Here is a 25,053-nt window from a genome sequence, read left to right on the forward strand (position 1 = left end):
GCCTTCCCTTGACGGGAACTCCAGACCTCAATGGCAGATGGTAGTATCCCGCAAGCGGCTGATATGGCCAACAGCATTGCCTGTCAGGGAGCGGGCGTAGATGCCCCCCTTCCAGCTGCCGTTCTGGAAATTGATGTTGGCGTTGGGCGCGAGGACCGTGCCGCGGAGGTTGTAGTTGCTGGCGGTGAGGGTGGTGGCGTCCGGGAAGTTGAAGAGGACGCCTGTCTCGTCAATGCCTCCGGCGAAGGTCTGTCCGAAGTTGGCGAGGTTCGCCGTGGGGCCGCGGACGTTGATGACAGCCAGGGAGCCGGCGGGTGCGTCCAGGGAGAGCTGGGTGGCGCCGGTGAAGATGCTGGCATCCATGTTGAACACGTTCAACCTGGCGTCGGCGCCGCTAAGCAGGATGCCTCCCAAGGGCGCGCGCACGGTGGTGCCATTGCGAGGCAGGTTGTTCAGGCGGGTGGAGAGGTCGCGCAGCGTGGCGAAGCGGGCGTTGAAGTCGATGGGCGTGCCCCGGGCCGCCGTGCCACGGTTCACCACGACGGAGCCGCTGGGGAAGAGCTGCGCGCCATATCGGGTGTTGCCCCAGACAGTGCCGTTCTGGAGCGTGAGGTTGCCGCCCGCGACCAGGACGTTGGTGGCCTCCGTCGCGGGGAGCCTCCAGCCGACCTGGAAGTTCTTGAGGAGGATGTTGCCGCCCGCGGCCACCTGCCCTCCGACGTCGAAGCCGTCGCGGTAGTCTCCCAGGACGTAGAGGTTGTGGTCCGCGAGGTGGACATCCAGACAATGGCCGATGCTGCCGTCGTCGACGTGCACGGTGATGCTGGTGTGGGCTGCTCCGTTCCCGATGCCGATGGTGGCGAGCCCCTCTCCTTGGGAAGTCACGGTTCCCCCCATGGTCACCGTGGCGATGGCGGGGTTGGAGGTCGTGTAGATGGTGCCGAGTGCTGGCGAGGAGATGTCTCGCGTCACCCCGTCATCATAGTGACCCAGCACGACCAGGCGCCGGATGGCACCCTCGCCGCGAAGGGTGGTGTCACGGTTGATGACCGAGATGGACTGAAGCCTCGCCGAGGAAACGACGGGCAGGCTGATGGACGCGGACTGCGCGGAGTTGCTCGCCGCATCGAACCCCAGCGCCCTGAGTGTCACCGTGCCCATGGCATGCGGCGGAACCTCGAACTGGGTCGTGAACGGGGCGACGTCCATGAAGGCCGCCTGCCCGCCGCCCGTGACGTAGACACTCTGCGGGGAGAAGCCATTGATGCCCTGCACGCTCACTGTCACGCGGCTGCCCGGAGCCACGGGCGTGCCAGGGGCGGGCGAGACGATTTGCAGGCTCTGGGGGGTCAACAGGGGGCTGGCTTGTCGGGGCGGGAGGGGCGCCTCGAAAGGCGCGACGCTGGGCGGGCAACTGGTTTCCCGCGTCACGTTTCTCGGAGAGATGATGGACGCGGCGAACAAGTTGCTGGAGACGGGGCTGTTGAGCAACTCGATGACGCGATTATTGTAGGTCGTATTCTTCATGGACCTGAAGTGATCGCTGTATTTCTTTGGGTCGCCCGCGGTAGGACTGTCACTGACGGGAATTCCGGTGATGGCGGTGGTGGGAAAACCACCCTGTTGGTCTGCCTCGGCGAGGAACAGGTCGTATGGGTCGTCGCAGAAGATGCCGCTCCTGGTGTTCGTGGCCGCATCCTTCTTCGCCAGGATGAACCTCTGCCGACTGGCCGCGGTGAGGCTTGGGTATTGGCCCTGCAGATTCCTGTACAAGACATTGATGGGATGGAGCAGCATCGGGAAGGCGGTGTTTGTGGCGATGGTGTTCCCTTGGGTGCCGACCAGCGCATGCGATGGGACCCGGGTGTCCTGAATGCTGTTGATGGTCAGGCTCTGGGTCCGGAGGTCATCGATGGCGCCGCCCAGCGTCCCGTCGATGAGGATGTCGACATCGAACAGGGTGTTGTTGAGGGTCGTGATAGGCAACTCAGTGCCATTGGCGGGAATTGGCAGTGTTTTCACGTACTCTCGCATCTCCACGATTTTGTCCGCGATGCGCGCGCCCACATGGGGGGTGTTCATGGTGATGAGCCGGTTGAGGGAGCCCTTATCGAAGTTCGAGTCGTCGCGGTAGTTGCCTCGGTCGACGAACTTGCGGGCCATCAGCCCTCCCATGCCATGCGCGAGGACATCCACCTGGGTGACGGCGACGTTGTCGTGGCGGTGTTCTGTCAGGGCCTCATCGACCGCTCTGGCGAAGACGTCCTTGTTCTCCGGGGTGTCGATGCCCGCTGCGTTGGAGTGCGAGTAGTCGGCGCAGGTGATGTCGAAGAGGGTGCTGTCGTAGATGAGTGCGTTGCCCTTCCAGGCGGTGCAGCTTGACCAGATGTCGTGGATGACGACCAGCGGGGGGCGGACCAGGGTGAGCGGGAGGAACTCCGTGGCCTGCGTCCCTCCCGTCGGAGTGAAGGCCGCGAAGAGGTTCGTCACCCGACTGGCGAGCGCGGCGGAGGCTCCGTCGTTGAAGTCCTCGGGGCTCGTGTACAGCGCCAGCGCGTAGTAGCTCGTGCCGACCAGCACGGCGGGGACCGACACCGAGTCGCCGCGCGTGGAACTGCCGATGGCACTCAGCGCGCCATTGGGGAGCCCCGCGCCTCCCGGCAGGGAGAACACCATGTTTCCCGGGCCGGAGACCTTGGAGCGCACGACGAGCTGGGTGGCGCCGTCGGCCACCACCGCGCGGATGTTGGCGCCCTTCGTTTCGTCCGTGAGCAGCACCGGGTCCTGCTCCACCGAGCGCGAGCCCCTGTGGATGAGGTCTTCGTTCGGGTCGACCACCTGGAGGCTCGTGAAGGCGACGTTGTCCAGGAGCACCGCCGAGTCGAGGATTCCGTCCCCGAGGTCTTGAATGGAGAACTCGAGGGTGAGGGGGCCACCGCCTTGGACAGGCACGTTGACGATTTTGTAGTTGGTGATGCCTGCGTCCGGGAATATCGGGATGCCGGAATAGGTGACGGGGAAGTAATCAACATCCGCCGGGTCGTCCGCGAACAGGTCGAACCCGGTGTCTTTCGCGCGCGTGTGGGAGACATCGAAGAAGTGGGCGCTGTTCACCGTGACTTCTTCGACCACCCGCGTGCCATTGGCGTCCGTCACCCGGGCCTGGAACACATCATTGAATTCACTGCCGATGAAGTCGGGGGACTCCGCGCTCAGGAAGCGGTAGTGGAAAGACAGGCGGGAGATTCCAGCGCGCAGATTGAAGGTGAGCCGGAGCGTCACGACGTCCCCGGCGGTTCCCGAGGGCGCGAAGTCCGTGCCGGGTTCGGCGGCGTTCGTGAGGACCGTGTTCTGGTTGGGGGCCTGGTCGAGGAGGCCGGTGCTCAGGACCGCCAGCGTGGTTCCCGCCCGGGGCTTGATGTCTCCGAACTGGGGGAACACCAGCGCGACGTCCGCGGCGGGCGCCGTCAGCGTGGCGCTGGTCACCGAGCCCGCGGGGAGGTCCAGCGCGGCGACGAGCTCGGTGGCCGTGGCGAGCGTGGCCCCGGCAGTGGCCGTCACCAATCGCCGGCTCGCTGCCCGCTGGCGCTCCGCCCTGGCCTCCGCGCGCAACCCCTGGGGGTGTTGTTGTCCGCTGTCGGGTGGCGGGGGACTGGCCTCACCACACGCCATGGCGAGCGCTACGACGAATGGGAGCAGGAGAACGTTGCGCGTCTGCATCAGGTTCACTCCGTTGCATTGAGCAGGTGGGACGGGGGAGGCGAGCTTCAGTGGGCGAAAACGGGCACGGCCACCCAGCGGTTGCCCACTGGGTGGCCGGTGCCTTGAACGACAGTGGCCCTGCGGGGGTGCTACTTGCGCCGGGCGGCCATCTGGTAGTCGCGGTGCCACTTCTTGGGCAGGTGGGCGAGCACGTCGCCGTCCTTGCGCGTCATGGCGATGGACTCGTACTTCTGCTGAATCTGGCCATCACCGACGACGAAGCCGTTGGCGTAGACGACGGTCTGGTCCGCGGCGAGCGCCAGCTTCTCCGCGTCCGAGCCCACCTTGACGTTGTAGACCTTGCCGGCGTACGGCTCGCGGCTGACCTCGACGAGCTTGCTGGGGCCCGTCCTGGTCATGACGACATCGCCCTTCTTCAGGGCCTTGGCCTGGACCATGCCGCGCGCCAGGACCTGGATGGGGTGCATCTCCGTCATCAGCAGGGAGCGGCCCGCCTCGCTGCGGATGCGCACCATGGGGACGGCCTCCACGCCAATGGCGGTGTCCATGACGGTGAGCGCGGGCTGGTGCGGGTTGCGCACCTGGTCACCCGCCTTGACGGACTCGATGGGCGCGACCTTGCCCGCGGCCAGCTCGATTTCAGTCCCGGCCGCCAGGCAGCTGTTGGTGATGATGATTCTCTTGATTTTATAGGGCTGCCGAGAGGCGGGGTCGCTGGTCAGCGTGATGGAGGACTGGGCCTTCTTGGTGGTGGGGCCCGAGGTGATTTGGAGCGGCAGCGTGATTTGCGCCGTCAGGGTGACGGAGTCCTGCACCAGGCGGCAGCCGTCGTCGAAGAACGCGGCGTTCGTCTCCGTCAGGTCCCAGGAGAGCGTCTTCTTGTCCGTGCTCAGGCTGACCCGGTTCCAGAACTGGCCCATCCTGGCCTGCAGGGTATTGGCGTCCGTGACATCGCACCCGCCGCCCGCCTTGGCGAGGATGAGCTTGATGTGTCCGGAGTCGGGACGCGCCACGTTGTTGTTCAGGTCGGCCTTGTATTGATTGATGGCGGCGGCGTCGAAGATGTGGTCGCTCTTGATGGCGACGCTGCCCTGGAGCGGCAACTTGACGGACTGGTCGTTGCCAGTCAGGTCATAGTCGCAGTCGTTGGTCCAGGTGCGATTGAGGCAGATGGAGATGATGTTGTCGTTGTTCTTGATATCCAGCGGCGCCAGGATGACGGGGGTGTGCAGGCGGGGCACCTGGTTGACATCCGTTTCGACCTCGGAGCCGACCTCCTTGAAGAGATACGAGTCCTGGAAGCCTTCCACCGAGTCCTCGACCTTGTAGGACGCGATGCGGTAGCGCGTGAGCCGCGTCAGCGACAGGTCGCCCAGGGCGTTCGCCGTCACGTTCGTTCCCTGGTCATACTCCTCACTCCAGGAGAGCTCGCCCAGCGGAAACCCGGTGGTGTCCGTATAGGTGGTGTCCGTATAGGTGTAGAAGGAGCCGTTTGGAAACGAGGAGAGGGAGGTGCCGAGCCCATCGTTGGCGATGTCGGTGCCCTCGCCAGCGCTGGCGATGATGATGGCGTGCTGCTCCTGTCGCGCCACGGAGTTCTCCGCGACGTTCTTGTCCAGGGGCAGCAGGCCCGGCTTGTAGCCCAGGGCCACGTGCTCGCGGTGCCGCGTCTCCATGGCCTCGAAGAGGTAGGGAGAGTTCGCGGGCGTCTTGCCGGCGAGCTTCAGTCGCGCGAGCGCGAAGCGGTACTGCGCCGGGTCCGCCAGGTTCAGTCGGATGCGGACGTCGGGCTTCGCGATGCGGTGCAGGTAGCCCTGGTCACTCTGATACGTGGCCCACTCGGCCTTGGTCAGCCGCGAGGCGTCTCCCAAGCCTTGCAGGGTGCGGCCGAAGTTCGCCACCTGTTCGTCCCGTGGCGCCGACGTGCAGCCCGACGACAGCAACGCCAGGCCCGTGGTGCAACCCATCATCAGAAAACGACGCATTCCCATCATGGTGCCTCCTCCGCTTCAGACTGCTGACAAGGTTTCAGGGACGCGCGCGCGTCATTCACAGACCTGGGCGTAATCCGGGCAGCAGTCGTTGAACCGCGCGCAGCCCGAGTCACAGAAGCAGCCCTCCGAGGCTGCTCCGCAGAGCCCCACGCAGCTGCCCTGCGTGGGGGCGCAGATGAAGTTGCCCTGCTGCAGGTCGCTGAAGAGCAGCACGTTGGGTGAGTTCTGGGGGTCGGACACGCAGTCGAGGGTCGCCGCGCCCTTGAGGTTGAGAGCGATTTGGGCGGGGGTGGCCTGGCGATGGATGCTCAGGTACTGGGCCACGGCTCCCGCGACGTGGGGGCTGGCCATGGAGGTGCCATCGTCGACGTGGGTCGCCACCGCGTCACCGATGGACGCGCCGAGGATGCTCACGCCTGGCGCGAACAGGTCCACGCAGGTCCCCCAGTTGGAGAAGTCCGCCCGCGTGTCCGCGTCGTCGACGGCCCCGACGGTGATGGCCGTGGGCACGCGCCCGGGGGACCAGTTGCAGGCATCCTCGTCGTCATTGCCCGCGGCGACCACGACGGTGATGCCCCGACTCACCAGGTTCGCTACCGCCGCGTCGACGGGCGCATAGCTGGGGCCGCTCAGGCTCATGTTGACGACGCAGGGTCCATCCTGGACGGGGCAGTGCGTCCCGACGAAATCCAGCCCGGCGATGACGCCAGCCCAACCGCCCTTGCCGTCACAGCGCAGCACCCGCACGGGGTGGAGGGTGGCCTCCTTGGCCATTCCATGGAGGGTGCCCAGGATGGTGCTGCTGACATGGGTGCCGTGGCTGTTGCAGTCGTCGGTCCCCCACCCGTCCAGGATGGAGGTGAACCCCTGGCCTATCCGCCCCGTGAAGTCGATGTGCTCCGCGTTGAGGCCGGTGTCGAGGACATAGACATGCACCCCGATGCCGGTGCTGCCATGGTCTTCGTAGCTGCCGTCGTGGCCCTGGCGCTGGTCCACGCGGTCAATGCCATCCGAGGGGCTGGGCACCAGGCCGCTGATGGAGACCCGCCGGTTCTCGTCGATGGACGCCACGCCCGGGTCTCTCCTCAGCCGGGCAAGCTCCGTGTCGTCCAGCCGGGCGGCGAACCCCGGGATGATGGAGTACGGGTGCAGGAGCGCGTTCGCTCCCCCCGCTCGGACGACCTGGGTCGCCGCCGCCTGGATGGACGTCCCGGTGATGCCCTCGGAGAAGCGGACGATGTATTCGCCAGGAATGCGCAGCTCGGCGGGCGACCTCCCCAGGCGCACGAGCTCGCGCGAAGTGCCAGTGTCTGGCTGGGGCGCTGGTGACTGCGTCTGGGACTCACAGCCGCCGCTCCCCGCCAGGGCGAGCGATGCGAAGACGGACAGGAGCCAGGCTCTCGTTCGACGAACGCGGTGGGGGTGGGGCTCTCGGGACCGCATGTCTTCTCCGCTCGCGACGGATGAGCGGGGCCTCGCCTCACCTCGATGTTCGCGAGCTAAAGACGCACGCCAGCGGCGACCTATGCGGTGATTTTCAATGATTCACTGGGAGTGAATAGTTTCATTGAGGATGCGGCTGAGGCTGAGATTGATTTGACTCTCCACGCTCCTGAGCGCGCTGGTGAACTCCTGGGAGGAGAGGTCCAGCCGCTCCTTGAGGAGTCGGCGGGTCTCGTCGTGGACGGCCTGCCGCGCGCTCTGGAGCCACCGTGAGACGGTGGATTGATTGACGCCGAAGAGGGTGGCGATCTTCGTCGTGGAGAGGTGGTCCACGAAGTGGAGCCGGAGCAGGTACCGGTGCTCGCTGGGCAGGGTGGCGAAGGCCTCTTCCAGGGCCTGACGGAACTCGTCGCGGTAGCGCCGCTGGATGGCCGTGATTTCAGGGTCGGCGCCCTGGGTGGGCAGCAGCTCCAGGAGGGCCTCCCCCACCGCGCCTTCATCGTGATTCTTTCGAAGCAGGCTCAAGGCCATGCGCAGGGAGACGACCCTCACCCAGTTGGCCAGGGTGCCCCGGCCCGAGTACTCCGAAATCCTCGGTGCGCTGTCGGTGCGCACCAGCAGCCGTTCCCGCACTCGCTGTCGGACCTCGTCGAGCACCGTGGCGGACAGCCGCATGTGCGCGAGCGCCGACGGCAGGCACGCCATGTGGTGTCGCTCGAACGCGGCGAGCGCCATGGGGAGGCCCTCCGCGCAGGCGCAGGCGAGGAAGAGGTCTCCTGGGACGAACTGGGAGAGCAACTGCTCCACGTCCTCCCCGGGAGCCCGCCGTGGGAAGTGCGTGGCCAGGTGGAGGATGAAGCTGTCGGCGCTCAGGGGGATGTCGGGCCACTGTTCGCACCCCGCCCGCCAGCAGCGGAGCAGCAGGTGCTCGAGCCGCTCTGGGGACATGGCCCCTTCGCCGTGGAGGCCCACGCGCGCGAGGAACAACGCTGCGAATTCCAATCCCCCTCCCTCCTGCGCATCATTATAGTGCACATTCAATAATTCCGGACTATGCAGGTTAATCTGGGTGAAGGTAGTCTTGGTGCATGAAACGGGGGAGTTTTCGAGTCAAGAGTCTTCCGTGCGAGGCTTCACTTGGGGTGTGCCAGGGGGTATCAAATCCTTTCAACCAGCTGCCTGTGCGAAGACGACGTGGTGCGCCTGATGGAAGGGCGGCTGGAGACAGGGGCGCGGGCTCGGGTGCATCACCACGCCGCGGCGTGTCCTGCCTGTCGTGAGCTGCTGGTGGCCGTCGTGCGGAGCGAGGCGTTTCACGCGGCCTCGGCGGAGTCGGTGCTTGCTCCGGAGCGGGGGCCTCCCCTGGGGGAGACGTGGAGCCCGCCGACGGAGCTGGACGAGTTCCGTCTGAGGCGGCTGCTGGGGCGAGGCGGCATGGGCGCCGTCTTCCTCGCGCATGACACCTCGCTGGACAGGCTGGTGGCGCTGAAGCTGAGCGTCGCGCTCCAGCCCGATACGAGCACCCTGAAGAGCTTCGCCATCGAGGCGCGCGCGATTGCCCGAATCAAGCATCCCAACGTCGTCACCGTGTTCCGGGCGGGTGAGGTCGCCGGGCGCCCGTACCTCGTCTACGAATACGTGGATGGCAAGAGCCTGGCGGAGCTGGAGCTCCCGCTGCCGTGGCGGTACGTGCTCGATATCGCCGTGGGGCTCGCGCGGGGGCTGAGGGCCGCGCACCAGCGGGGCGTGCTCCACCGGGACCTCAAGCCGAGCAACGCCATCCTGGAGAAGGACGGCACCATCAAGCTGCTCGACTTCGGGCTCGCGGCCTTCGTGGGGATGGAGCACTGCACGCCCTGGACGGTGCCAGGGGTGGTCGGCACGCCGCGCTACATGGCCCCGGAGACGCGCCTGGGCGCGCCCGCCACGCCGCAGAGCGACCTCTATGCGCTGGGCCTGCTGCTGTACGAGCTGTGCACGGGAACGGTGCCGCGCACGCGCAGGCCCGTCACGGCCGTCATGGATGCCGGCCCCGCGTGCGTGCCGCTGTCGGAGCGGGTGCCCGGAATTGACGTCGACTTCGCGCGGGCCATCGAGCGCTGCCTCGCGGAAGACCCCGCGGGGCGCTTCAGTCGAGCTGACGCGCTCTGTGACGTGCTGGAGCGGCTGGCCTCGCCGGGCGCCGATGCGGCCTTCTCTTCCGAGAGCTCCACGTCCGCGTCGGAGGAACGCCCCTGGGGGGCGCTCAACCCCGGCTGAGGACTCGACGACGAGTCCCCCGGGCGCCACAGAGGCGCGCCCGAGGGGAGGGGAGCGCTACAGCTCCACCTTCTTCTCCGTCTGCGTCGTGCCGTCGAAGCGGAGCATCATGCCCTTGTTGTCATAGCGGGTGATGATGTTGACGGGCCTGCGCCAGAGGGACTGGAGGTTCTTGAGCGTCTCGCGCGCGTAGTCGCCCTTGAGGTCCTGGCCGTCGTGCTTGTGCGCGAGCAGCAGCTCTCCGCGGTTCTCGTGGTTGCCGTCAACGACTTCGATGATGGGCTGGCCGAAGTTGGTGAGCCCCTGGAGCAGCTTGCTCTTCACCTTGCGGAACTCGCGGTCCAGAATCTCCCACGAGTTGCGTTTGTCATTGAAGCCATACACGAAGAGCTTCTGCTCCATCGCGAACTCGGGCGTCAGGAACGTGTCGATGAAGGTGATGTCGTTGTAGTGCTTGCGGACCTCGAAGATCTTCTCGCGGCCGGCGCCCGACTTCTTGTCCCAGGAGCGGCGGGCGCGCAAATCGTCGCACTCGTCCCACTCCTTGCCGAAGCGGCCCTTGTTCCACCGCTCCTCGATATCCCGCCACAGCTCGATGCCCAGCTTGTAGGGGTTGATGGCGCCGGGACGGGTGCCCATGGTGCCGGAGTGGTGGTCCGCGTAGTCGATGATTTCGTCATCGCGCAGGGCGCGGCGGGTCATGATGGTGGAGTGCCAGTAGCTGGCCCACCCCTCGTTCATGATTTTCGTCTGGCCCTGGGGCGCGAAGTAGTGCGCCTCCTCGCGCAGAATCGCGAGGATGTCCGACTCCCACGGCTCCAGCGGCGCCTCTTCCAGGAGGAAGAGCAGCACGTCGCGCTGGGGGCGCTCGGGGAACTTCTTGGCCCGCTGCTTCTCGTCCTCCGCCTTCTTGCGCTGGGAGTCGAGGAACTCGGACGGGTTGATGTAGCCGCGCATGTACTCACGGCCGACCTTGAAGCCCTCCACGCCCTCGTTCGCCTTGAGCTCGTCCGCCGCGCGCTTGGGGTCCGGGTTGCGCCGGATGTGGGGCGAGTGCTGGTCGATGAGGTTCTCCAGACTGAGCGTGCGGTCGATGAAGTCCTCGACCTTCTCCACGCCAATCTTGTCCACCCAGCGCCGGACGCGCGTGGCGTGGTTGGCCATCTCATCAATCATCCGCCGGTTGGTGTGGCGGAAGGAGAAGTTGTTCTTGAAGAAGTCGCAGTGTCCGTAGACGTGGGCCATGACCAGCTTCTGGTCCACCTCCGGATTGCTCTCCATCAGGTACGCGTAGCAAGGGTCATTGTTGATGACGAGCTCGTAGATCTTGCTGAGCCCGTACTCGTAGCCCTTGGCGAGCTGTTCGTACTCCATGCCCCAGCGCCAGTGGGGGTAGCGCGTGGGGAAGCCGCCGTAGGCGGCCACCATGTTCATCTCGTCGTAGGACACCATCTCGAAGACGGTGTCGAAGAAGTCGAGGCCGAACTCCTTCGCGTAGCCGTGGATTTCATCCCTCAGCGCGGCGAGACGGGGTGTGAGGCTCTTGGGCATCGGGAAGTCTCTCCGAGGGGCACGTGGGGGAGGCCAGACGTCAGCGGCCCTTGCCGAGGAAGTCCTTGATGGACGCGTAGATGGCGTCCTTGTCCGCGATTTCGCTGAGCGCGACGTTGGGCGTGTCTCCCACCGCCTCGCGCAAATCCTTGATGAACTGGCCGCTGCCGTAGGGCGACTCCACCTGGCCGTAGGCGAACTGGTTGACGTTGGGCAGCACGTCGTTGCGCAGCATCTCGATGCACTGGCGCGTGTCGTCCGCGCTCCAGTTGTCACCGTCGCTGAAGTGGAACGGGTAGATGTTCCACGCGCTCTTGGGGTAGTCCGCCAGGATGATGTCCCGGCAGAGCTTGTATGCGCTGGAGATCATCGTCCCGCCGGACTCGCGGGTGTGGAAGAAGGTGTCGCGGTCCACTTCGCGCGCCACCGCGTCGTGGATGATGTAGCGCGCCTCCAGGCCCTTGTATTGGTGGCGCAGCCACGTATCGAGCCAGAAGCTCTCGATGCGGACGATCTCCTTCTGCTCGTCGCCCATGGAGCCCGACACGTCCATCATGTAGATGATGACCGCGTTGGTCTCCGGCAGGTTCTGGAGCTTGTAGCTGCGGTAGCGGCGGTCTTCTCGCGTGGGGATGATGACCGGGCGCGCGGCGTCGTACGTGCCCGCGGCGATCTGCCGCCGCAGGGCCTGCTTGAAGGTCCGCTTGAAGTGCCGGAGCGACTCCGGACCGGTGGTGTTGATGCCGGTGTAGCGAATCTTCTGGGTGACGAGCCGCTCGTTCTGACGCCGCTCGATGTTGGGGAGCTGGAGCTCCTCGCCCAGGATTTGCGCCAGCTCCTCCAACGTGACGTCCACCTCCAGGGCGTGGTCTCCCTCGCCCTGGCCGGCCTGGTGGCCCTCCCCGGGCTCCACGGCCCCGGGGCCGAGCTGCTGACCCACCTCGCCCTCTCCCTGGCCGACGCCGCCCTGCTCCTTGTGGCCGTACTTGAAGCGAGGGATGTCGATGAAGGGAATGGGGATGCTGATGGCATCCTTGCCCTTCTTCCCAATCATCTCGCCTTTCTGCACGTACTTGCGCAGGTTGGCTTTGATCTTCCCGCGGACGATCTGCTTGAAGCGGGAGTGGTCCTGGTGGATCTTCAAGGTCACGACGGCTCGCCCTTCTCCTGAGGTGGTTACTCCTTCGCGTCGCCGCGGGCGAAGATGCTCGCCACGAAGTTCAACACGTCGGTGGAGCAGATCTCGCAGTAGCCGTAGTTCTTCATCATCCGGTCCTTCACCAGGTCGATCTTCTCCTGGGTCTCCTTGTCCACGACGGAGGAGACGAGGTTCTTCAGCTTGATGCTGTCCTTCTGGTCCTCGAACAGCTTCAGCTCCAGCGCCTTGTGCAGCCGCTCGTTCGTCCGGTAGTTGAAGGTCTTCCCCTCCACCGCCAGCGCGCCGATGTAGTTCATGATTTCGCGGCGGAAGTCATCCTTGCGGCTGTCCGGGATGTCTATCTTCTCCTCAATCGCACGCATCAGGCGCTCATCGGGCTCCTCGTAGAGGCCGGTGTACTTGTTCTTGACCTTCTCCTTCTGGGTGTAGGCCTTGATGTTGTCGATGTAGTTGCCGCACAGCTTGCCGATGGCGTCCTCGTCGGCGGAGATGGCGCGCTGGACCTCGTTCTTGACGATGTCCTCGTACTCCTGCTTCACGGAGGTGAGCAGCTCCTTCATCCGCTTGCGCGCGTCCTCGTTGCTGATGAGCGAGTGCGTCTTGAGGCCCGCCTCCAGTTCGTTGAGGACCATGAAGGGGTTGATGCAGCCATCGCCCTTGTCGCTCACCAGGGCGTTGGAGATCTTGTCCTGGATGTAGCGCGGGGAGATGCCCTCCAGGCCCTCCCGGTTGCTCTCCTTGCGCAGCTCCTTGATGTTGTCCTCGGTGAAGTTGGGGAGCGTCTTGCCGTTGTAGAGCTTGAGCTTCTGGAGGAGGGAGAGGTTGTGCTTCTTGGGCTCCTCCAGGCGGGTGAGGACGGCCCACATGGCGGCCATCTCCAGCGTGTGCGGGGCGATGTGCTTGCCCTTGATGGCGCGGGAGTTGAAGTCCTTCTCGTAGATCTTCACCTCCTCCGCGAGCTTGGTGATGTACGGCACGTCGATCTTCACCGTGCGGTCGCGCAAGGCCTCCATGAACTCGTTGTTCTCGAGCTTCTTGTACTCGGGCTCGTTGGTGTGGCCGAGGATGACCTCGTCGATGTCCGTCTGCGGGAACTTCTTCGGCTTGATCTTGTGCTCCTGCGACGCGCCGAGCAGGTCGTAGAGGAACGCGACGTCCAGCTTGAGCACCTCGACGAACTCGATGATGCCGCGGTTGGCGATGTTGAACTCGCCGTCGAAGTTGAAGGCGCGCGGGTCGGAGTCGGAGCCGTACTCGGCGATCTTCCGGTAGTTGATGTCGCCGGTGAGCTCGGTCGAGTCCTGGTTCTTCTCGTCCTTGGGCTGGAAGGTGCCGATGCCGACGCGGTCCTTCTCGCTGAAGACGAGCCGGTGGACGTGGATGTGGTCCATCACCCGGGCGAAGTCACCGTGGTACTGCGTCATCAGGTCCTTGAAGACGAAGCGGCAGGCGGGGCACAGCTCGGAGCCGTCGGGGATGGTGTGGCCGGCCTCCGGCGGAGAGATTTCCGCGTAGACCTTGGCGCGCCACTCCCGGGGAACGAGGTTGAGGGGCTCCTCGTTCATGGGGCACTTCATCTTCTCCTTCGCGGTGGTGCCATCCGGCAGCTTCTTGTCGGTGGTCCAGGAGAAGGTGTACGCGGCGCCTTCCGGCGTCTTGGAGTAGTCCTCCGTGCCCTTCTTGAGCAGGCGGGCGATGGTGGACTTGGAGGAGCCGACGGGGCCGTGCAGCAGGATGACGCGCTTCTCGGTGCCGTAGCCCTGGGCCGCGGACTTGAAGACGTTCACCAGCTTCATCAGCGGCACGTCCAGGCCGAAGATGGCGTCGCGGCCGCCGAACTTCTCGTCGCTGAAGAAGTGGTAGCGGATGAGCTTCTTCTTGTTGTCGATGTACTCCGTCTTCCCGTGGCTGAGGATCATGTCGTAGATCCTCTGGAAGGCGGTGCGTGTCACCTTGGGGTTCTTGCGGACCACTTCGATGTAGTCCTCGAAAGAGCCCTCCCAGGTGAGCTCCGCATAGGTCTTCGCGTCCTGGAGCGCGGCGATCTTGGAGACCCACGAACCCTTTTCAGCGTCCCTCATGTCTCTCCCTCGGGGGCCGGCCAGGGGTGCGAAATGTTCACACCCGAGGGGGCCAGAATGGTGAACCTGGAGGGCTGGATTGCCATTCCACAACCATCCCGCCGAGGTCCCAGGCACGACAGCCCTGCAGCCAATTCGGGACCCCGCCGCGGAATGGGACCGCGCGTTAGGCTCGTGTCAGGGGCAGGACGCCGACCAGGCGCGCCCCCTCCACGGGGTGAAGAGGCAGAGGTGATTATAGGGCCGCGCTCGCGAGGGGGTAGGCTCCCCCTCCGAACGCGAAGGGTATTGAACGCCTGAAGGGGTTTACGGGTGTCCGCCGAGGGCCAACTGTCCGCTGGTTGTGGGGCGGCGTCTCCGTTCGCTCCACATGTCGGCGCCAGGGTTTGCATTCGTGCGTGGAAAGAGCGGCGACCAGGCGGGCGACCCGGGCCTGGAGGGTGATACATTCGCTCGTTTGCGCACGGTGGGTGGCCCTACAGGAGGCACACGCACGGTGAGGCTCCGCGCGTTCCGGGGCGGGCTTCGCCGGGGGTGAAGCGAGCGGGAGTGGGAGAAGCCGGGGTCGTCAGCTTGGCTTTGTGCCGTGCCTGCGTATCCTGCCGCGCGTCATGGCGACCGCACCTACCCCCGTCTCCCATCCTTCGTCCCCCGTGCCGAGCCTGGCGGCGGTCCCCACCCCCTCGCACGAGCCGAGCACACGCTGGCTGTTGGGGGTCCTGCTGGTGATGGCCCTGTTGCCGCGGCTGGTGGTGTTCTTCGTCAACGAGAACCTCTACGGCGACGCGGTGGTGCGCACGGAACTGGCGGAGCGCTGGCTGCGCGAGCCGCACGTCATCACCGCGTACGGTGACGGCGCGTACCAGTTCGGTCCGCTGCACCTGTACCTGGTGGGCCTGGCCCTGTCGGTGTTCGACAGGGAGGTGGCGGGGCGCGTGGTGAGCCTGCTGTTCGGCGTGCTGTCGGTGGTGCCGCTGTTCGCGCTGACGCGGAGGCTGTTCGGCTGGCGTGCGGGCGTGGCGGGCGGGCTGGCCTTCGCCGCGTGGGGCATGCATCTACAGTTCTCCACCACGGCGGGCAGCGAGGCGGTGTCGCTGTTCTTCATGCTGGCCTCCTTCGCGCTGTACGCGGAGGCCGTGGACGAGAACCGCTTCGCGCCGCTGTTCCAGGCCGCGCTGATGATCAACCTCGCGTGCGCGCTGCGCTACGACGCATGGATGTACATCCCGCTGATGTGCGTGGCGCTGCTCTTCAGCAGCCAGGACAAGGTGGCGTCGATAACGCGCGCGGTGGGCTTCGGGCTGGCGTGCCTGCCGTTCCCCTTGCTGTGGATGCAGGGCAACGAGCTGATGCACGGCGACCCGTTCTTCCCCGTGAAGGCGGTGGAGGAGTTCCACCGCGGCTGGGTGCTGTCGTCGGCGGGCTCGGGCGCCGCCATCGGGTGGCGGGTGCAGCAGCTCTTCTTCTGGCCCGGGGTGGCGCTGCTCACCCTGACGCCAGGCGTGGCGCTCCTGGGCATGCTGGGCATGGTGAAGGCGTGGAAGGCGCGCCCGGACACGCGCTGGCTGGTGGCAACGGCGGTGGTGCCCACCGCGTACTTCACGTTCCGCGCGGTGGTGCTCTTGAACTTCGTCCCGCTGGGGCGCTTCACGGTGACGCAGCTGGCGGTGCTGCCGGTGTTCGTGGCCTTCGGCTTCGCGGCGTTGGTGGGCAGCAAGGGCGAGGGGCTGCGCAAGGCGGTGCTGGGCGTGACGGCGGTGCTGGCGGTGGTGCTGCCGGTGGCCATGGGCCTGTACACGTTCCGCGCGGAGGGACGGCTGCAGAACTCCTTGCGGCCGGTGAGCCCCACGTCGACCAACCCGGTGCCGGTGATGCAGGTGGCGGACTACGTGAAGGAGCAGGTGGCGGCGAAGGGGGGCGCGGTGGCCCTCGACGACGACCCCAGCTACATGGACCTGCAGGTGGCCTTCTTCTCCGGGTTGCCGGAGGAGAGAATCGCCCGCGTGCGCTGGGACACGTTCCGCAAGCGGTTGGAGGAGACCCGGCCGGAGGTGCTGGTGCGCTTCGACGAGGGCGCGCTGGTGAAGGTCCCCGGCGTGAAGCTGGAGGGGCGCACGCTGACGCTGGACGGCGTCGCCTACGAGGAGGTCGATGGCTTCACCGCGCCCCTGCACGTGTACCGCCGCCGCCCGTAGCGGCCAGGGGCCTCACGGCTTCCGAGGCGTCGCCTGCTGCTTCTTGAAGTACTCCACCTGCCACTGCTTCACGAGCGCCTGGTGGCAGTCGTAGGTGGGGCAGAAGACGTGCGTGCCGTCGTTGCGCGACACGAAGAAGAGGTCCTCGCAGTCCATGGGCGAGAGCGCGGCCTGGAGTGCCGCGGCGCCCGGGCTGGCGATGGGCCCCGGAGGCAGGCCCGAGACCTTGTAGGTGTTGTACGGGTGAAGCGTCCGCAGGTCCTCGCGCGTGAGGTTCTTCGTGAAGACGCCGCGCAAGAGGCGCATGGCGTAGAGCACGGTGGGGTCCGTCTCCAGGCGCATGCCCTTGCGGAGCCGGTTGTGGAAGACGCAGGCGATGCGAGGCCGCTCCTCGGGCGCGCCCGTCTCCTTCTCCACGATGGAGGCGAGCGTGAAGGTCTGCAGCAGGCTCAGCTTCACGCCCGGCTTTCGCGCCGCGTCCGCCGTGCGGTACTCCTCCAGGGCTCGCGCCACCATCTTCCCCAGCACGGCCTCCTCGCGGACGCCCTTGGCGAAGGTGTACGTGTCCGGGAAGAGGAAGCCCTCGATGGACTTCGCGGGCACGCCCGCTTCACGCAAGAAGGCCGCGTCGGCGGTGAGCGCCTCCAGCTTCTTGAGGTCGAGCCCCAGTCCGGACGCCGCGAGCAGTGGGAGGATCTCCTCCGCGCGCAGTCCCTCCGGCACGGTGAAGCGGTGCGGCTTCACCTGACCCGAGACGACCTTCTCCGCGGCCTGGGCCGGCGTGAGGGTGCCCTCGAACGCGTACTCACCGGCCTTCAGCCGAGGGCCGAGGCCTTCGTGGCGCAGGTAGCGATAGAACAGCTCCGCGTCTGTCACCACGCCTTGGTCCGCGAGGAGCCGAGCGAGCGCGCGAGGCCCGGTGCCAGGAGGAACGTCCACCGTCACGGGCGCGGGCAGCGCGGTGGGCGTGGCGGCGAAGTCCGCGAGGTGGCGCGACTGCTGGAAGTACCAGCCACCCCCGCCCGCCGCCGCCAGGACGGCGAGCACGAGCACCGCGGCGAGGGCCTTCTTCACTCCGAGGGCTCCGAGCCGTAGTCGTCGTAGTCATCCGCGTGGAACGCCGCCTCCAGGGGCCGGCGGGCGTCCAGCCAGCCCTGGAGGATGAACTGCGCGGCCACCTGGTCGATGACCTCCTTGCGGCGGGCGCGGCTGACGTCCGCTTCCAGGAGCGTGCGGGTGGCGGCCACGGTGGAGAGCCGCTCGTCCAACAGCTCCACCTGGACGCCGAGCGACTGGGTCACCGCGTCCGCGAACTTGCGCGAGGCCTCCGCGCGCGGGCCCTCGGAGCCGTCCATGTTGAGTGGCAGGCCGATGACCATGCGGTCCACCTCGTGCTCGCGCGCCAGGGCGCCGAGCGCGGCGAGGTCCGCCTTGAGCGAGGTCCGTCGGAGGGTGGTGACGCCCTGGGCGGTGAGACCCAGGCCATCCGAGACGGCCACGCCGATGGTCTTGGTTCCAAAGTCCAAACCGAAGGTGCGCATGTGCCGGGGACCTTAACCGCAATCCTCCGTCGCGGACCGCTCCGTCCGACGTCGGGGACGCGCCTTGCCTGTCAGTCAGGCTAACCGACGGAATTCGCTGTGACGGCATGCGAGCCGTCGTTCGGCATCCCCGCTGCAAACCCGACTGCCCATCGCACGGCACTGCTTCCAACACGCCGCGCGGGAGGGCTCATGGTGGACTTTTTGAAGGGCGCGACGAACCTGCTGGCCAGCCCCGAGGGCACGGCGGTGGAGGGTGCGGGTGACACGCGGGGGCTGCCGCCCCTCATCTCCCATTCCATCAAGACGGTGGAGGGCGTGGCGACGGGCAACGTGTTGCTGGCGGCGAGCGGTGTGGCGGGCGTCGCGGAAGATTTGAAGAAGAACCCGCCCGCGAAGACGGAGTACGCGGCGTCGAGCGGCGCTGGGGTGAAGACGGAGGGCTACGCGCCCATCCTTCCCACCGGCACCAGCGCGCTGGACCCGAAGATGCTGGACTACGAGGACGCGCTGAAGGTGCTGGAGGCGAACTTCGACCAGCTCGACCTCGCGGATGGGAAGAAGTCGGGCTCGCTGTCGAAGGACGAGCTGCGGCGCGCGGCCCATGACACGAGCCTGTCTCCGCAATTGCGAAGCGCGGCCCGCTTCCTGACGGAGAACGCGGCGCTGTTCGAGAGGGTGGATTCGAGCGGGCTGCTCGCTCGGTTCATGCCGGCGGTGGGGAAGCTGTACAACGACGACCGCATCAAGCTGCCGGGAGTGCGCTCCGAGCTGAAGCGCGTGGGCGAGGAGTTCGCTCGCTACGGGCGGCCGGAGCGCCCTCGGACGCCGAAGCCCGAGCCCGAGACGTGTCCTCCCTCGACGGGGACGCCGGGCACGCGTCCTCCTTCGACGGGAGGTCCGTCGCCGGGCACTCCTTCACCGGGCACGCGTCCTCCCACGCCGGGCACCCCTTCGCCGGGCACGGGGTCGACGCCGGGCACGGGGGGCGGGCAGGGCCCCGTGGGGGGTGGTGGCAAGCCGCCCACGTCGAAGGACCCGGACTTTCGCGAGTACCTCGAGGCGGTGGCGGTGCTGCGCGACAACTGGGGCACGTTCGACACGGCGGCGGGGACGAAGGATGACCGCGTCACGCGCGAGGACATGGCGGCGCTGTTGTTGAGCCCCGCGGCGTCATCGACGTTGAAGAAGGCCGCGCAGTTCTTCAAGGACAACCCGCTGTACTTCGACCGGCTGGAGATGGCGGCGGGCATCGACGGCCGCGACGGCATCATCGGGTGGCTGGACGTGAAGGCGGAGCTGGAGCTGTCGGGGGGCGCGAAGCCGGGCACGTCGCCGACGAAGGTCTCGAGCGCGCGGAGCATCCTCGACAACCCGAACATGAGCATCGAGGACAAGGTGCAGGCCATCCTCGGCGCCATCTCCACGGAGACGGACGCGGAGATTCTGCAGGTCATGGACAGCATGGCGAGCGCGGGGGAGGACCGCGCGGTGCTGGGCACGTCGGACGCGGACAAGAAGAAGGCGGCGACGCTCGACGGGAACATGCGCGAGCTGGAGCTGCGGCTTCAGCGACTGCTGGAGAAGCGCAAGTCCATGTTCGACCTGATGAGCAACATGTCAGCGAAGTTCAACGAGATGGCGAAGACCGCCATCTCCAACCTGCGAGGCGCCTGAGGGGTCCATGGGACGCGTCATCAAACACGAGGGGGCGGAGGCGATGCGGATGGAGAGTGGAGCGGTGCAGCGGATGCGGTCCTTCGCGCGGGGGGAGGCGACGTGGGCGGAGGTGGAGGGGATGACCTTCGAGGAGGCGAAGGCGATTGCGCAGGTGGGGTGTGACCTGGCGGCGGCGGGGCGGCTGGAGGAGGCGCGCATCCTCTTCGAGGGCCTGGTGGTGGGCAACCCGAGGGACGCGGGGGCTCACGCGGCGCTGGGCACCGTGTACCAGAAGCTCGGGAGGCTGGAGGAGGCCATCGCGGAGTACAGCGCGGCGCTGGCGAGGGATGCGGGGCATCCGGTGGCGCTGGCGAATCGGGGGGAGCTGTACCTGCGCAAGGGGGAGCGGCGGGGCTTCACGGACTTGTCCAACGCGGTGGAGGTGGACCCGCACGGCGAGACGGCGGCGGGGCGGAGGGCGAGGGCGCTGGTGAAGTCCATCACCCTGGCGGCGGTGGAGAAGCTGAAGCAGGACGCCCAGCAGCCGTAGCTGGACGAAGGGGGTGGGGGGAAGTGCCGCCGGCGCTCGGGGGAGTGGCCTGGTGGCGGCTGTCGGCGGGTGGGCTCGGGTGGAGAGGGAACGGGAAATGGGGGAGCCCACCTGCCGGCCGCTTTTTTCACGTCACGGTGGAGGCAGGTCGGCCAGCCGCTCGCCAATGGGGGGATGGCTCTGGCCCTTGAGGACAATCCAGCGGGGGGGCTGGGGGTCCATCTTGTTGACGCGGGCGGCCTTCACCAGCATGCGGCGGAATGCGTCGACGTCGTGGGTGAGGCGCAGCGCATAGCGGTCCGCTTCGCGCTCGCGCTCTCGGGAGAAGGCCCCGGCGATGGGGCCGCCGACGAACAGGACGCCGGACAGCAGGACGGAGAGCAGGGGGAGGGTGCGGATGTCCGCGAAGCGCGTGGTGCCGAACCAGCCGCGCGCGGCGGCCACGCGCAGCAGTCGGTCGATGGCGAAGAGGAGTGCCACCAGCGCCACCGAGGAGGCGATGCGGCCGGGCCACTTCGGCTCGTGCACATGACCGGCCTCGTGGGCCACGGCGGCGAGCAGCTCGTCCTCGGTGAGTTCCTTCAGGATGACGTCGTTGAGGACGATGGTGCGCGTGGGGCCCTGGCCCGCGAAGTACGCCTGGAGCCGGCGCGAGGCGACGGAGGTCTTCTCCACCAGCACGTCGGAGAAGGCGATGTCCGCCTGGGCCATCAGCTCCGTCACCCGCGTGCGCAGGGGCCCCTGGGGGAGGGGCTGCTGCTCGAAGTAGAGCCGGCCCCGGAAGGGGTCCAACGCGGAGGAGACGAGCAGGAGGAGGGCGACGGGCACGCCCAGCACCCACCACCAGCGACGCGTGCGACGGGCCAGCCCGTACATGCCGATGACGAGCGCGGCGACAGCGATTGCGCCCATCAGGGTTCCCTTGAGCAGGTCCCAGGCGAAGGCGGTCGGGGTGTAGTTGGACATGCCGTACTGGTGTTCCCGCGTGTACGCGAACCAGATGTCCACGGGCGCGTAGACGAGCTTCACGAACAGGTCCGTCATCAACGCGAAGATGACGGCCGCGCCCCAGCCCGACTCACCCCACAGCCGGTCCATGGCATTGAAGAAGACGCGGCTGACAGGCGCGGTGCGCAGGAAGCCCAGCCGGCGCTCCAGGCCCGCGGCGGTGGCCGTGGCCGTGCGGAAGAAGGGGCGGACGAGCACGCCCAGCAGCAGCGACAGCACGGCCAGCAGTGCGAAGGGGGCCACCGCGGCCCGGATGTAATAGGGCAGGTGGTAGGCGTGAATCTCCGCCAGTTGCTCGGGCGTGAAGATGGGCTCCATGGGCGGGCCCCAGGCTACGCCGCGCGGCCCCTGGCTGCCCAGTCAGGGGGGCTCCCCCGCTTTACGTATGGGGCTCCTGCTCGGAGGCGGGCGGGGAGGGAACGGGCTCGCCCTCCGCGTCCGCCAGCAGCAGCGCCTTCACCTTGGCGAGGCTCTCACGCGTGCGGTCCACGAAGGCGCTCTGCGAGCCGATGCGCTCGGCCGTCTCCAGGGTGCGCTCGTAGATGTTGATGGACTTGGTGAGCAGCACGCGAATCTTCTTCCGCAGCTCCTGGCGGTAGACGATGGACTCCTCGGCGTTGAGCTCCGAGGGCGCCGGGGAGCTGACCATCTGCGCGTAGAGGTCCTCGTACAGCGCGCCAATCTGCGCGCCCGCGGCGGTGGCCCAGTAGCCGTTGCCCACGCGGATGGAGCGCAGGTAGTGGCCCTGCGCGGACAGGAGCAGCTCCGCCTTGTAGTTGAGGTCCTCGGCGAGCTTGTCGGCGCCCTTCGCCGGGTCCAGCTTCACGTTCTCGTAGTGCAGCCGGTACAGCTCGCCCACGAAGAAGTGAGCCTGCGCGGGGAAGTAGTCGTCCACCTCGTCCTTGTCGGCCAGGGCCTCGTAGGAGGTGATGGCCTTGCGCAGCGTCGCCTCCGCGGCGTCGGTGCGGCCCGCCTCCAGCTCGCAGACGCCCTGCTGCACCCGGGCTTCGATGCGGCGGTTGGCGGGGAGGTCCGCGCGCGCGGCGATGGTGGTCAGCACCGCGAGGGCCTCGTCGTAGCGCTCCAGGTGGTACTGCGTCTCCGCCACGCGGAAGGAGGCGTCGAGCGCGTCACCCTGGCCCCTGGCCGGGTCCGCCAGCTCGGAGAAGCGGTGCCACGCCTCCTCCCACTCCTTGAGGCGCTGGTGCGCGAGGCCCGCGTTGTAGAGGGCCGCGCGACGGTGCTGGCTGTTGGGGTGGAAGTCCACCAGCCGGCCGAAGTAGCGCGCCGCCTGCTTGAAGTCGTTGGCCGCGAAGGCCGACGTCGCCCCGGCGAACAGCTCCTCGTCGTTGAGCTTGTCCAGCTCCAGGTCCGCCGTCACCGTCACGGCGTCGAACTGGAGCTCCTGCTTCACGGGGCCCGTTTCGGAAACCTCCGGTCGCGCGGCGCTGCCCGTCGTCCGACATCCGGTGACGCCCAGCCCCAGGGCGACCACCCACCACCACCGGCTGACCGACATGTACGTTCGCTCGCTTCCCGTCACGGAATGCGCCTCCTGGCCCTACCGCCTCAGGACAACGCCCCGTCCCTTGGAGTTCCCACCGCGTGAGGTGGGCGCGCCCAGTTTAATGCGTCCCCCCGTTCCGCGCCGCCCCGGCCGGTCGCCCTTCGGGCGGGCCCTGGCCGGGTGCCCGGTGTGGGGGCTCAGAAGCTGTCGTCGCCGAGCAGGAAGCGGCCCGTCTGCCAGAGGCTGGTGATGTCGTGCACGTCCAGTCCGAAGCGGGGCACCTGAATCAGGGGGATGCCCGGGCAGGCAGCCTGGAGCTGGGCGATGCCGCGTCCGTCCTGCTCGGCGAGCACCTGCAGCTCGCGCAGCGTCTCCTCCACCTTGGCGCGGCGGGTGGGAGTCAGCGTGGCCGCGTCCTGCCACATGGCCTCGGTGGGCAGCGGGTGGACGCGGTTCACCACCAGCGCCACCACCTCCATGCGGTGCTGCTTCAACAGGGTGCTGAAGTGGATGGCTTCATCCATGCGCTCGGGGTGCGGGCTCGTCACCAGCACGAAGCCCGTGGAGGCGTCCTCCAGCAAGGCCCGCACGCCGCGCGCCCGCTCGCGGAAGCCCTCGTTCATGCCGGACAGCGAGAGCATGAAGCTGGACAGCTCCTGGAGCATCTCCGTGCCGGTGAACTTGGACAGCGCGCGCAGCACGTAGCCGCTGCGGTTGAACAGCGACAGGCCGAACTTGCCAGCCTTCAGCGCGGGGGCCAGCAGCCACTTCGCCGCCTCGTTGTCCAGGAAGTCCAGGACGCGGTTGGGCGCGTCGAGGAAGTCCAGGGCGTGCGCGGTGGGCGGCGTGTCCAGCACGACGAGCTCGTACTCGCCCTTGCGGCGCAGCTCCCACACCTTCTCCATGGCGATGTATTCCTGGCTGCCGGCCAGGGCGGTGGAGAGCGACTGGTAGAAGCGGTTGGCGAGGATGCGCTCGCGCTGCTCGGGCGGAGCGACGCGGGTGATGAGGTCATCCCACGTCTGCTTCATGTCCAGCATCATCGCGTGGAGCGACGCGCGGGCCGTCACGCCCAGCGGCTCCAGCGCGGAAGCCGGCACCTGCGTCTCCGCGTTGCCCAGCGCGGACAGGCCCAGCGAGTTGGCCAGGCGCTTCGCCGGGTCGATGGTGCACACCAGGCTGGCGCGGCCATCCACCGCCGCGCGCAGGGCCAGGGTGGCCGCCACCGTCGTCTTTCCGACACCGCCGGAGCCGACGCAGATGAGGACGCGCTTCTTGGCGAGCGCGGGACCCAGAGCCGTCGTGCTCACTTCTCCCCCATCACCAGTGCTTCGAGGTGGCCCATGACCTGTTCAATCGCGTCCCGCCCGAAGGACGGGAGGTACAGCCGGGGGACGTTGAACACCGGCGCGTGAAGGTTGCGCTCCAGCTTGGTGCCCGCGAGCACCGTCAGCGCGGCGCGGTCGTGGTTCGCCTTCGCCACGTCGTGCAGCTCCGGATGGCCCGCCAGCGCCTCCAGGTCCGCCTCCGTGAAGCGCTCCGGGATGGCCTGGTTGAGCACCGCCGCGTGCGTGCGGATGTGGACCTTGTCCGTCAGCGCGGCGTGCAGCTCCAGCGCCTCGTTCACCGGCATCTCCTCCGGGAGCGCCACCAGCACCGCCGCCGTCACCGACGGGTCCACCAGCAAGTCCCGCATCTTCTGCGCCTCGCGGGACATGGGCCCCTGGGGCACCGTCTGCACCAGCACCTGCGGCACGCTGAGGAAGGAGATGGCGTGGCCGGTGGCCGGCGCATCCAGGACGATGGTGTCGAAGCGCCACCTGCCGTCCGGCAGCTTCTCCTGCAGGTGGTACATGATCTTCCCCAGCAGGACGAGCTCCTGCAGGGACGGGATGAAGCGCAGGAAGTAGCGCACCAGCCGGTTCTCGAAGACCGTTTTGTAGAGGGCCTCGAAGCGCAGCACCATGAGGCCGTACTCGCGCATGGCCTCCTGCGGGCGCACGTCCACCGCCCAGAGGTTCTCCTCCAGCAGCGTGACTTCGGGGCCGGCGGCGGGGTGCTCCAGGAAGCGGCTGATGCGCTCCTGCGTGTTCACCTCGCACACCAGCGTCCGACGCCCCGCGCGCGCCGAGCGCAGGGCGAGCGCCGCGGCAACCGTGCTCTTGCCCACGCCGCCCTTGCCGGAGACGACCCACAACCGCTTGTCCAGGAGCCCTGCCATAAGAGAGCGGCGAACCGTAGGAATCGTGTCTCCAGGAGTCAACGCGTTTGGCCAGGGGGTGTTGCCTGGCTTGACACGTCGCGTTGCCCCCTCGCAGAGTGCGGCGTCTTTTTCCCGACGTCCCGATGGCGGGGAGTGCCCGCGCGGGTGAAGCTCCTGGTT

Annotated in this window: 17 protein-coding genes; 4 read left to right on the plus strand and 13 right to left on the minus strand. The window is 67.4% G+C overall.

Going from position 1 to position 25,053, the window contains the following annotated elements:
- Nucleotides 1-27: 27 nt before the first annotated feature.
- The 4 genes from ACN469_RS29480 to ACN469_RS29495 form a co-directional block, all read right to left on the minus strand.
- Nucleotides 28-3,720, minus strand: coding sequence for a choice-of-anchor A family protein (locus ACN469_RS29480; RefSeq protein WP_498773154.1), 3,693 nt, complete (start codon nt 3,718-3,720; stop codon nt 28-30).
- Between the two features lie 131 nt (nt 3,721-3,851).
- The gene (locus ACN469_RS29485) at nt 3,852-5,708 is read right to left on the minus strand and encodes a Hint domain-containing protein (protein WP_498773156.1); all 1,857 of its coding nucleotides are present in this window, start codon (nt 5,706-5,708) and stop codon (nt 3,852-3,854) included.
- A 60-nt stretch (nt 5,709-5,768) separates the two neighbouring features.
- The gene (locus ACN469_RS29490) at nt 5,769-7,004 is read right to left on the minus strand and encodes a S8 family serine peptidase (RefSeq protein ID WP_498773158.1); all 1,236 of its coding nucleotides are present in this window, start codon (nt 7,002-7,004) and stop codon (nt 5,769-5,771) included.
- Between the two features lie 258 nt (nt 7,005-7,262).
- Complete coding sequence (locus ACN469_RS29495; protein WP_498773160.1) at nt 7,263-8,162, minus strand: sigma-70 family RNA polymerase sigma factor; 900 nt, start codon at nt 8,160-8,162, stop codon at nt 7,263-7,265.
- Between the two features lie 192 nt (nt 8,163-8,354).
- On the opposite strand from ACN469_RS29495, the gene ACN469_RS29500 reads away from it, so the two are divergent.
- Nucleotides 8,355-9,419 (plus strand): serine/threonine-protein kinase, encoded by a 1,065-nt coding sequence (locus ACN469_RS29500; protein WP_498773162.1) that lies wholly within the window; start codon nt 8,355-8,357, stop codon nt 9,417-9,419.
- 57 nt (nt 9,420-9,476) lie between these two features.
- Here ACN469_RS29500 and ACN469_RS29505 read toward each other — a convergent pair whose 3' ends face one another.
- The 3 genes from ACN469_RS29505 to ACN469_RS29515 are packed head-to-tail and all read right to left on the minus strand — an operon-like array spanning nt 9,477 to nt 14,210.
- Nucleotides 9,477-10,970, minus strand: a complete 1,494-nt coding sequence (locus ACN469_RS29505) for a SpoVR family protein (RefSeq protein ID WP_498773164.1) — start codon at nt 10,968-10,970, stop codon at nt 9,477-9,479.
- Nucleotides 10,971-11,010: 40 nt separating this feature from the next.
- Complete coding sequence (locus ACN469_RS29510) at nt 11,011-12,120, minus strand: DUF444 family protein (protein WP_253994647.1); 1,110 nt, start codon at nt 12,118-12,120, stop codon at nt 11,011-11,013.
- A gap of 26 nt (nt 12,121-12,146) precedes the next feature.
- Complete coding sequence (locus ACN469_RS29515; protein WP_498773166.1) at nt 12,147-14,210, minus strand: PrkA family serine protein kinase; 2,064 nt, start codon at nt 14,208-14,210, stop codon at nt 12,147-12,149.
- A 611-nt stretch (nt 14,211-14,821) separates the two neighbouring features.
- Between ACN469_RS29515 and ACN469_RS29520 the strand changes: the two genes are divergently transcribed.
- Nucleotides 14,822-16,405 (plus strand): ArnT family glycosyltransferase, encoded by a 1,584-nt coding sequence (locus ACN469_RS29520; RefSeq protein WP_498773168.1) that lies wholly within the window; start codon nt 14,822-14,824, stop codon nt 16,403-16,405.
- 12 nt (nt 16,406-16,417) lie between these two features.
- Here ACN469_RS29520 and mltG read toward each other — a convergent pair whose 3' ends face one another.
- Both mltG and ruvX read right to left on the minus strand, forming a co-directional pair.
- Nucleotides 16,418-17,479 (minus strand): endolytic transglycosylase MltG, encoded by a 1,062-nt coding sequence (gene mltG / locus ACN469_RS29525; protein ID WP_498773170.1) that lies wholly within the window; start codon nt 17,477-17,479, stop codon nt 16,418-16,420.
- Nucleotides 17,476-17,946 (minus strand): Holliday junction resolvase RuvX, encoded by a 471-nt coding sequence (gene ruvX, locus ACN469_RS29530; RefSeq protein ID WP_498773172.1) that lies wholly within the window; start codon nt 17,944-17,946, stop codon nt 17,476-17,478. The genes mltG and ruvX overlap by 4 nt, the downstream gene beginning before the upstream one ends.
- A gap of 192 nt (nt 17,947-18,138) precedes the next feature.
- On the opposite strand from ruvX, the gene ACN469_RS29535 reads away from it, so the two are divergent.
- Together ACN469_RS29535 and ACN469_RS29540 are read left to right on the plus strand one after the other, a co-directional pair.
- On the plus strand, nt 18,139-19,623 hold the full coding sequence (locus tag ACN469_RS29535; protein ID WP_498773174.1) for a hypothetical protein: 1,485 nt from the start codon (nt 18,139-18,141) through the stop codon (nt 19,621-19,623).
- A gap of 7 nt (nt 19,624-19,630) precedes the next feature.
- Nucleotides 19,631-20,155: a tetratricopeptide repeat protein gene (locus ACN469_RS29540; protein ID WP_498773176.1), complete on the plus strand. Its 525-nt coding sequence runs from the start codon at nt 19,631-19,633 to the stop codon at nt 20,153-20,155.
- A 132-nt stretch (nt 20,156-20,287) separates the two neighbouring features.
- Here the strand turns inward: ACN469_RS29540 and ACN469_RS29545 are convergent, their stop codons facing one another.
- From ACN469_RS29545 to ACN469_RS29560, 4 genes are all read right to left on the minus strand, one after another.
- Nucleotides 20,288-21,481, minus strand: a complete 1,194-nt coding sequence (locus ACN469_RS29545; protein ID WP_498773178.1) for a M48 family metalloprotease — start codon at nt 21,479-21,481, stop codon at nt 20,288-20,290.
- A 61-nt stretch (nt 21,482-21,542) separates the two neighbouring features.
- A complete protein-coding gene (locus tag ACN469_RS29550; protein ID WP_498773202.1) occupies nt 21,543-22,682 on the minus strand; it encodes a tetratricopeptide repeat protein in 1,140 nt (379 codons plus the stop codon).
- Between the two features lie 185 nt (nt 22,683-22,867).
- Nucleotides 22,868-23,980 carry an ArsA family ATPase gene (locus ACN469_RS29555; RefSeq protein ID WP_498773180.1) on the minus strand — a complete coding sequence of 371 codons (1,113 nt, stop codon included), beginning with the start codon at nt 23,978-23,980 and terminating at the stop codon, nt 22,868-22,870.
- Nucleotides 23,977-24,891: an ArsA family ATPase gene (locus ACN469_RS29560; RefSeq protein WP_498773182.1), complete on the minus strand. Its 915-nt coding sequence runs from the start codon at nt 24,889-24,891 to the stop codon at nt 23,977-23,979. The genes ACN469_RS29555 and ACN469_RS29560 overlap by 4 nt, the downstream gene beginning before the upstream one ends.
- Nucleotides 24,892-25,053 lie beyond the last annotated feature (162 nt).

The sequence above is a fragment of the Corallococcus terminator genome (genome assembly GCF_049194865.1).
Taxonomy (GTDB): Bacteria; Myxococcota; Myxococcia; order Myxococcales; family Myxococcaceae; genus Myxococcus; species Myxococcus terminator_A.

Coding starts and splice junctions, on each gene's coding strand:
- ACN469_RS29515 (WP_498773166.1), bottom strand. CDS start 14,210: ATGAGGGACGCTGAAAAGGGTTCGTGGGTCTCCAAGATCGCCGCGCTC.
- ACN469_RS29520 (WP_498773168.1), top strand. CDS start 14,822: ATGGCGACCGCACCTACCCCCGTCTCCCATCCTTCGTCCCCCGTGCCG.
- ACN469_RS29505 (WP_498773164.1), bottom strand. CDS start 10,970: ATGCCCAAGAGCCTCACACCCCGTCTCGCCGCGCTGAGGGATGAAATC.
- ACN469_RS29485 (WP_498773156.1), bottom strand. CDS start 5,708: ATGCGTCGTTTTCTGATGATGGGTTGCACCACGGGCCTGGCGTTGCTG.
- ACN469_RS29560 (WP_498773182.1), bottom strand. CDS start 24,891: ATGGCAGGGCTCCTGGACAAGCGGTTGTGGGTCGTCTCCGGCAAGGGC.
- ACN469_RS29550 (WP_498773202.1), bottom strand. CDS start 22,682: ATGTCGGTCAGCCGGTGGTGGTGGGTGGTCGCCCTGGGGCTGGGCGTC.
- ACN469_RS29535 (WP_498773174.1), top strand. CDS start 18,139: ATGGTGGACTTTTTGAAGGGCGCGACGAACCTGCTGGCCAGCCCCGAG.
- ACN469_RS29545 (WP_498773178.1), bottom strand. CDS start 21,481: ATGGAGCCCATCTTCACGCCCGAGCAACTGGCGGAGATTCACGCCTAC.
- ruvX (WP_498773172.1), bottom strand. CDS start 17,946: ATGCGCACCTTCGGTTTGGACTTTGGAACCAAGACCATCGGCGTGGCC.
- ACN469_RS29480 (WP_498773154.1), bottom strand. CDS start 3,720: ATGCAGACGCGCAACGTTCTCCTGCTCCCATTCGTCGTAGCGCTCGCC.
- ACN469_RS29540 (WP_498773176.1), top strand. CDS start 19,631: ATGGGACGCGTCATCAAACACGAGGGGGCGGAGGCGATGCGGATGGAG.